The sequence below is a fragment of the Actinomycetes bacterium genome (assembly GCA_036510875.1).
GTDB lineage: Bacteria > Actinomycetota > Actinomycetes > Prado026 > Prado026 > DATCDE01.
Genome location: DATCDE010000057.1, coordinates 1 through 6,039, shown reverse-complemented (window position 1 = coordinate 6,039; position 6,039 = coordinate 1). Strand labels below are relative to the sequence as shown.

The 6,039-nt window shown below is 72.1% G+C and carries 7 protein-coding genes; 3 read left to right on the top strand and 4 right to left on the bottom strand.

All coding sequences use genetic code 11. From position 1 onward, the window contains the following. The first annotated feature begins 256 nt into the window (after positions 1-256). The gene (locus VIM19_03225; GenBank protein HEY5183921.1) at positions 257-1,738 is read left to right on the top strand and encodes a DUF4389 domain-containing protein; all 1,482 of its coding nucleotides are present in this window, start codon (positions 257-259) and stop codon (positions 1,736-1,738) included. Between the two features lie 33 nt (positions 1,739-1,771). Here VIM19_03225 and VIM19_03220 read toward each other — a convergent pair whose 3' ends face one another. Then, the gene (locus tag VIM19_03220) at positions 1,772-2,656 is read right to left on the bottom strand and encodes an NAD(P)-dependent oxidoreductase (protein ID HEY5183920.1); all 885 of its coding nucleotides are present in this window, start codon (positions 2,654-2,656) and stop codon (positions 1,772-1,774) included. Positions 2,657-2,709: 53 nt separating this feature from the next. Here VIM19_03220 and VIM19_03215 point away from each other — a divergent pair, with 53 nt between their 5' ends. Next, on the top strand, positions 2,710-3,273 hold the full coding sequence (locus tag VIM19_03215) for a dihydrofolate reductase family protein (GenBank protein ID HEY5183919.1): 564 nt from the start codon (positions 2,710-2,712) through the stop codon (positions 3,271-3,273). Positions 3,274-3,537: 264 nt separating this feature from the next. Here VIM19_03215 and VIM19_03210 read toward each other — a convergent pair whose 3' ends face one another. After that, on the bottom strand, positions 3,538-3,759 hold the full coding sequence (locus VIM19_03210; protein ID HEY5183918.1) for a PLD nuclease N-terminal domain-containing protein: 222 nt from the start codon (positions 3,757-3,759) through the stop codon (positions 3,538-3,540). Positions 3,760-3,886: 127 nt separating this feature from the next. Between VIM19_03210 and VIM19_03205 the strand changes: the two genes are divergently transcribed. Further along, positions 3,887-4,516, top strand: a complete 630-nt coding sequence (locus VIM19_03205; protein HEY5183917.1) for a class I SAM-dependent methyltransferase — start codon at positions 3,887-3,889, stop codon at positions 4,514-4,516. A gap of 6 nt (positions 4,517-4,522) precedes the next feature. On the opposite strand, the gene VIM19_03200 is transcribed toward VIM19_03205, so the two are convergent. Together VIM19_03200 and VIM19_03195 are read right to left on the bottom strand one after the other, a co-directional pair. Beyond that, on the bottom strand, positions 4,523-5,491 hold the full coding sequence (locus tag VIM19_03200; protein HEY5183916.1) for an NADPH:quinone oxidoreductase family protein: 969 nt from the start codon (positions 5,489-5,491) through the stop codon (positions 4,523-4,525). A gap of 64 nt (positions 5,492-5,555) precedes the next feature. Continuing rightward, positions 5,556-6,039, bottom strand: a 484-nt coding sequence (locus tag VIM19_03195; GenBank protein HEY5183915.1) for a galactokinase, incomplete at its 5' end; no start/stop codon positions are given.

Here is a 6,039-nt window from a genome sequence, read left to right as displayed (position 1 = left end):
GCCTGGACCTCACCCAGCCCCCACGCCCACACCTCGACGTCCGCCCCCCCGACATCATCAGCCACCCGGCCCAAGATCCGGGAAACGATCAGCAACTCAAGCCGACACGCCGACTAAGATCAAAGTAAATGCGGCTGTAGTTCTAGGCACCGCCGACGAGAACCATCACCCCACCGAGCGGCGATGGCGCTTAGGGCTGCCAGAGTCGGGTCCGAAAGTCCCTGGCGTGCTACGCCTGCGTGGTCGAGCGTGGAGGGTGACCGAGCGCGGCGCGCTGGTTGTGCTGCTGAGCCCTCCGGGGGAGTTGGTCGCTGTGGCGACATCCGTGGTGTATCCGGTGCATGTCGACGCCGAGCTGGACCGGTCGCTGTCGCGCTGGCTGTGGCTGGTGAAGTGGGTGCTGGCCATCCCGCACTTCGTCGTCCTGGCGCTTTTGTGGCTCGCCTTCGCGCTGCTGTCGATCGTTGCGTTCTTCGCGATCCTGTTCACCGGCCGGTACCCGCGCGCGGTCTTCGACTTCAATGTCGGAGTGCTGCGCTGGTCCTGGCGGGTGGCCTACTACGCCTACGGCGCCCTCGGCACCGATCGGTACCCGCCGTTCACGCTGGCGGAGGTCCCCGACTACCCGGCGCACCTGAGCGTGGACTACCCCGAGCACCTGTCGCGGGGTCTGGTGCTGGTGAAGTGGTGGCTGCTGGCCATCCCGCACTACATCGTCGTCGCGTTGTTCGTCGGTGGGGTCTGGATGGGGTGGACCTACGAGGACCAGCGGGTGTCCACGGGCGGTCTGATCGGCGTGCTGGTCTTGGTGGCCGCCGTCGTGCTGGCGTTCACCGGCGCCTACCCGCGTCCGCTGTACGACTTCGTGCTCGGTATGAACCGCTGGGTGCTCAGGGTGGCTGGGTACGCGGGGCTGATGACCGATGTCTACCCGCCGTTCCGGCTGGACATGGGCGGCCCCGAGCCGGCCACACTGGCAGTCCCGCCGGCACCCCTGGCCGAGCCCCCGGGTTCGTCCGCCGCTCCGGTGGCGAGTCGCTGGACGGCGGGTCGCATCGTGGCGGTCGTCGTCGGTGCCCTGGTTGTCCTGGTCGCCTCCGGGCTGATGGCCGGAGGCATGGGAGTGTTGTGGGCGGACCAGGTCGCCCGGGGGTCCGACGGCTACCTGACCTCGCCGACTCGCAGCTTGTCCACCGGCCAGTACGCGCTCGCCACCGAGCGGATCACCCTGGGTCTCACGGGGCAGGACGTCGGCTCGGGGCTGGTCGACCAATCGCTCGGCACGGTCCGGGTGCGCGTGACCGGGACAGTCGCTGACCGCGACGTGTTCGTCGGAGTGGCCCGCTCCGCGGAGGTGTCCCGCTACCTCGCGGTGGCCGGCTACTCGACCGTCACCAACTTCGGTGCCGGTACCACCACCTACCGGGAGCACTCCGGTAGTGCACCGTCAGGCGCGCCCGGCGAGCAGACCTTCTGGGCCGGCACCGCCAGCGGGGCCGGCACCCAGACCCTGACCTGGACGCCGGAGAGCGGGCAGTGGACGGTCGTGGTGATGAACGCGGACGCAAGCGCCGGCGTCGCGGTCCGCGCCGACATCGGAGCCACGGCGCCGGTCCTCGGCTGGATCTGGATCGCCCTGTTGGTCACCGGGCTGGTGCTGCTCGCGATCGGTGCGGTGACCATCGTGCTGGCCGTCGTGTCGGCGAGCCGGGCTCCGGCACCCGGCACCGGGACCTGACGGGAGCGGATCGACCCGGCCGGCTCCCAACTGTCACCGGGGGTGTGCCTGCCGGGCGACCTCGATGATCGCGCTCTCGTTTTGGTCGCCGAGTCCGAGGCTCAGCAGCCGGTCGAGCCCGCCGAGCGTCGCACGTCCCAACGGCGCGGAGACCCCGAGCGAGTCGGCGAGACGGACGCCGTAGTCGGCGTGCTTGTGCCGCAGCCGACCGGAGAACACGATGTCGCGGTCGTGACCGCCGTCCACCATCCTCCGACTGTTCCGGACCACCTGCGGGCTGGCCGCCTGGCCCGAGGCGACGGCCCGGGCCACCTGGTCGAGGTCGAGCCCGGCGCGCTCGGCGAGCGCCAGGCCCTCCGCGGCCGCGGCGATCTGCACGGCCCCCATCAAGTTGGTGATCAGCTTGTAGGCGGTGCCGGCGCCGATCGGACCGAAGTGCAGCCGGTCGACAGACAGCGGAAGCAGCAGCGGCTCGGCCGCGTCGAGGTCGGCGTCGGCTGCTCCGATCAGCAGGGTCAGCCGCCCGGCGGCTGCTGCGTCCGGCAGGCCGGTGACCGGGCAGTCCAGGTAGCGCAGCCCCCGGTCCTGCGCGACCCTGGCCAGCTCCAGGACCCAGCCGTGCGAGAGGGTCGAGCACTCGACGGCGAACGCCCCGGGCGCCAGGTCCGCGGCGAGCAGCCCAGCCGGCCCCTGCCACACCGCCCGGGACGCCTCCTCGTCGCTGACTATGGTGAACACTGCAGCCGCCCCGGCCGCCGCCTGCCTGGGCGTGGCCACGAGGCGAGCACCGGCGTCGACCAGCTCCGCGGCTCTGCCCGGAGTGCGGTTGTAGACGGCGAGGTCGTGGCCGGCGGCGAGCAGGCGGGCCGCCATTCCGTGCCCCATCACGCCCAGCCCCACGAACGCGATGCGTGCCATGCCGACAACCTACGGACCTGGCTGCGCGACGCGGGGGATGCAAGGGTGAGTCAGTGACGGCCAGGCTGCTCTACACCGCGATCGTGTCGCTGGACGGTTTCGTGGCCGACGCTGACGGCTCCTTCGACTGGGCGGCCCCCGACGAGGAGGTGCACCGCTTCGTCAACGACCTCGAACGCCGGGTCGGCACCTACCTGTACGGGCGCCGGATGTACGAGGTGATGCGCTTTTGGGAGACCGCGAGCGCGAGCGACGACCAGCCGCGGTTCATCCAGGACTACGCGACACTGTGGCAGCAGGCCGACAAGGTCGTCTACTCCCGGACTCTGCGGACCGTGTCCAGCGCCCGGACTCGGCTCGAGCGGGACTTCGACCCGGAGGCGGTTCGGCGGTGGAAGGCCACATCGGGCCGCGACATCAGCGTGGGAGGTTCCGGTCTCGCCACGTCGGCGATCCGGGCCGGGCTGGTCGACGAGTGCCACCTGTTCGTCGTCCCCGTCGTCGTGGGAGGCGGCACACCTGCTCTCTCCGGTCAGGTCCGGCTGCGGCTCGAGCTGGTGGACGAGCACCGTTTCCGCAGCGGCGTGGTCCACCTCCACTACGCCATCGTGGGGTGATAGCGGCCGGCTCAGCGGCACCTCCGGGTCCACCGCTACGGGTCGCGTCCTGACTCTCCGTCACCGACGCGTGGACGACCACAGCCGCACCCGGGGCGCCCAGCTGGTCCCTCAATCGGGGACGGGAGAAACGAGTCCCCGCAGCCTCGGGAACTGCGGGGACCCGCTCGGTCGAACGCTACGGGCAGTGACCGGTCCTGCGCTTGTGGTTAGCGGAGTCTTAGTCCCTGGCCAGTGCAGGGTTAGCAGCGCGCCGCAGCGCCGTCAGCCGCGGTGGCGGCCGCAAGTCAGGTAGGCGATCGGCCCGATCGGCTGCACGAACACGCCCAGCGCCCACAGCCCCTTGGGGCCGTGGACTTCGGCCGCTGGACGCCGGACCAGGTCGACGAGGGCCGTGGCCGTCAGGGCCAGCTCGATGGACGCCGCGACCAGGATGGCCGAACGCTGAGTGCCCGACAGCTCAGACCAACGCCTGTCGCTTCTCATGGACGCCCTTCCTCCGACTTCGTACGTGACAGCCTGCAACGCCCTCGGGGCCGGCGCCAGGGCCGAAGGCCTCACCACCTGACGGCTGCTCGCCACCCACAATGGTCGGTGCCAGGACGGAGGTCGCATGCCCGGCAGCCGCAGAACCAGCCAGCGGACGGACCGCTGGTGGACGTTCGCGGCGCCCGGCTACGACCGCACCGTCGCGCTCGTGGGCTGGCACCGCTGGCTGGGCGAGCTCGTCGCCGGGGTCGACGGTGGAGTCGTGCTCGAGGTCGGCTGCGGCCCGGCCTTCCTGGCTCGGAGCCTGCGCTCGCGAGGCGTCGACTACGTGGGGCTCGACCGGAACCCGGCGATGCTCCATCGGGCGCGGCGAGGTACTCACGGATGGGGACCGGGTCGCAGTCGCCTCGTCCGGGGCGACTGCACCGAGCTGCCGTTCCGCACGGGGTCGTTCGACGTGGTGGTCGCCGCCGGCGTGCTCGGCCTGCTCCGGGCGCCGCAACGGCAGGCTGCCCTGCGCGAGCTGGCCCGCGTCAGCCGAGGCGAGGTCCGGCTGCTCGAGCCGATCGCTCGCGGCGCCGCCGGGACGCACCGGCTGAGGACGCGCCTGCTCGCCTTCGCGCCCGATGGCCAGATCGCGCTGGCGGAGCTCGTGGACGCCGGACTCCGACCGGAGCTGGTCGGTCCGGCGCGGCTGGCGGGCGTCTACTCGCAGGTCCGGGGGACGCCGCTCGGGAAGCGGCCGGACCGGTGAGCCGGGTCAGCGCATCCTGAGCACGAGCTTGCCGAGCGCCCGGCGCTGCTCCACGTCGTCCAGCGCCGCGGCGGTCTGCTCCAGCGGGTAGGTGCGGCCGATCGGCGGGTCGATCCGGCCGTCGGCCAGCAGCGGAAGCAGCTGCGCCCACTGCTGCTGGAGGAACTCCGGCCGGGACATCCAAAACGCCCCCCAGCCGACGCCAACGACCTCGATGTTGTTCAGCAGCAGCCGGTTCACCTTCACCGTCGGGATCTCGCCGCCGGTGAAGCCGATGACCAGCAGCCGGCCCTCGGGTGCGAGGCTGCGCAGCGAGTCGGTGAACCGGTCCCCACCGACGGGGTCCACCACGATGTCGGCCCCGGCCCCGCCGGTGAGCTCCTTAACGGCGTCCCGGAATCCCTCGGCCAGCACCACGTCGTGGGCGCCGGCGGTCCGCGCCATGTCCGCCTTCTGCGCGCCCGACACGACGGCCAGCACTCGCGCGCCCAGCGCGCGGGCCAGCTGGACCGCAGCCGTGCCGACCCCACCGGCCGCCCCGTGCACCAGGACGGTCTCGCCCGACTTCAGACGGCCACGCCGGAGCAGCGCGAAGTGCGCCGTCAGGTAGTTCATCGGCAGCGCCGCGCCGGTCTCGAAGGACACCGAGTCGGGCAGCGGCAGCACGAGGTGCGGCTCGACCGCCACCACCTCGGCGAACCCGCCGAACATCGGGAACGCGGCGACCCGGTCGCCGGGCCGAACCGCGGAACCGGCGGGTGCGGACCGGACGACCCCGGAGATCTCGGCGCCCAGCGTGAACGGCGGATCCGGCTTGTACTGGTAGCGGCCACGGGTGAGCAGGACGTCGGGGAACGCCACCCCTGCGGCATGCACCTCGACGACCACCGAGCCGTCGGACGTAGTCGGCTCCGGGACCTCGTTCACCGCGACGGCGGCTGGGCCGTCCAACGTCACAACCTGAACCGCTCGCACAGTCCCCTCCTCGCTGCCTCGGCCTGTCAGTCATCTTCGCTCACTGCCGTCCGGTCGAGGCAGGTCAGGTCCGAGTGGCCACCCGTCCCGCAGGTCCGCTCGGGACGGCGTGCAGAAAGGCGGGCGCCGCGTACCCGGCCCGGTCGAAGGCGGCGGTGACGGCGTCGGCCACCACCTCCTCGGCCCCGCTGTCGACCAGGGCGATGGCCGACCCGCCGAAGCCACCGCCGGTCATCCGCGCGCCCAGGGCGCCCGCCGAGACGGCCGTCTCGCAGGCGAGGTCGAGCTCCTCGCAGGACACCCGGAAGTCCTCGCTCAGGGAGCGGTGCGAGGCGTCCAGCAGCGGACCGAGGTCGCGGATGCGACCGGTCTCCAGCAGGGCTGCGGCCGTGCGAACCCGGTCGATCTCGGTCACCACGTGCCGAACCAGGCGGCGCATCTCTTCGTGCGGCAACGAGCCGACGGCGTCCTCGAGGCCGGTGGGCTCGACCTCGCGCAGGCTCGCCAGGCCGAGCAGCCGGGCCGCTGCGTCGCAGACCGAGCGGCGG